2 protein-coding genes are annotated in these 1,831 nt (G+C 63.8%); both read left to right on the top strand.

Features of this window, described 5'->3' with window-relative positions; genetic code table 11:
* Window positions 1-184 (top strand): hypothetical protein (locus AZG88_RS54380; protein ID WP_231914254.1); only part of this gene is annotated, 184 nt, incomplete at its 5' end.
* 35 nt (window positions 185-219) lie between these two features.
* Window positions 220-1,812 carry a flavin-containing monooxygenase gene (locus AZG88_RS29490; RefSeq protein WP_063886912.1) on the top strand — a complete coding sequence of 531 codons (1,593 nt, stop codon included), beginning with the start codon at window positions 220-222 and terminating at the stop codon, window positions 1,810-1,812.
* The last annotated feature ends 19 nt before the right edge of the window (window positions 1,813-1,831 follow it).

The following is a 1,831-nucleotide window of genomic DNA, read 5'->3' as shown; positions in this document are numbered from 1 at the left end:
CCGTCGAGACTCGTGCTTCCCGTCATTCGACGGACGGCGTGATCGACCCTGCCGTGCCCACGCCGAAACCGTCATGGACGTCGGTGACACCGCTGAGCACACCGAGTCGGTCAGCCCAGCGGTGGCGTACGTGAGGGACGGACACATTCGGCGGCAACGTCACGTGCGTCTCGTCGCGCTCTGAAAACTGAAGTATTTCGACCTGTGAAAGGTGTGGTTATGAATACGGTGGATTATGACGCTGTCGTGGTCGGTGCTGGAGCGGGCGGAATTTACGCTGTCCACAAGCTGACCCAGGAAGGGTTGCGGGTCATCGCTTTCGAGGGTGCGCCCGAAGTGGGCGGGGTGTGGTACCACAACCGATACCCGGGAGCGCGGGTCGACATCGAAAGTTACTTCTACTGCTTCCCGGACGAGGATCTCTACCCCAAATGGACGTGGAAGGAACGCTACCCGGCTCAGCCCGAAATTCTGGCCTACCTGAATTTCGCCGCCGACACCTGGGGAGTACGCGAACACATCCGCTTCTCCACCTGGGTCACCGGTGCACAGTGGGAGCCCGCAGCGAACCGATACCGCGTCACCACCAGTGACGGCCAGTCGATCACCGGACGCTACCTGGTCATGGCCTCCGGCCAACTGTCGAAGGCACGCACCCCCTCGTTCCCGGGCCTCGAGAACTTCCGCGGTCGCTGGGTGCAGACCTCACACTGGCCCACCGACCCCGTGGAGACCGCCGGTAAACGAATCGCCGTCATCGGAACAGGGTCCTCCGGTGTACAGGCCGTGCCGGCACTGGCGCATGACGCCGAGAGCGTTACCGTGTTCCAGCGCACCGCGAACTACTCGGTACCCGCGCAGAATGTTCCCCTCGACCAGCAGAAGTACTCCGACTACGCCGGCCGCGTCGCCGAACTGCGCGAGACGATCCTGCACCACCCGACCGGTTCGGACATTCCGCTCGGCGCCGGATCGGCGCACGACTTCACCCCGGAAGAACAACAGACGCTGCTGAGGGAACGCTGGGCGCGCGGCGGACACACGATGAACGCGGTCTTCTCCGACCAGGGCACCGACATCCATGCGAACACCATCGTGGCCGACTTCGTCCGCGAGCGTGTGCGCGAGATCGTCCGCGATCCGGACACGGCGGAGTTGCTGACCCCCCGCGCCTACCCGATCGGCTCGCGGCGGCTGTGCGTCGACACCGGCTACTACGAGGCATTCAACCGAAGCAACGTGCACCTGGTCGACGTCAACAACGACCCCATTCAGCACATCACCCCCGACGGAATCCGTACCCGGGACCACGACTTCGAATTCGACCTCATCGTGTTCGCACTGGGCTTCAGCGCCTTCACCGGCGCCCTCGACGAGGCGAACATCCGCAACGAATTCGGCGAACAACCGACCGACCGCTGGGAACGCGGACCACGCACCCTGCTCGGGCTCATGACCCGCGGATTTCCCAACCTGTTCCTGCTCACCGGCCCCGGAAGCCCCTCGGTGCTGGCGAACATGATCCTCGACAACGTCCAGCACGTCGACTTCGTCGCCGACCTGCTACAACATATGAACGAGCGCGGATACACCCGAGTCGAACCCGAAACCCACGCCCAGGACGAGTGGACAGCACACGTCGCCGAAGCCGCCTCCCACCTGCTCCGACTCAACGTCGAGAACTACATGGTCCACGTCAACCGCGACGACGGCAGCAGAGTCTTCATGCCCTACGTCGGCGGACTCGACCGCTACGTCGACACATGCGACAAGATCGCCGCCGACGACTTCACCGGCTTCACCTTCCACTGAACCCGACACGAACGAACCG

This window comes from Rhodococcus sp. LB1 (assembly GCF_001583455.1).
Classification (GTDB): domain Bacteria; phylum Actinomycetota; class Actinomycetes; order Mycobacteriales; family Mycobacteriaceae; genus Rhodococcus_F; species Rhodococcus_F opacus.
This window is presented reverse-complemented; position numbering and strand designations above follow the sequence as displayed.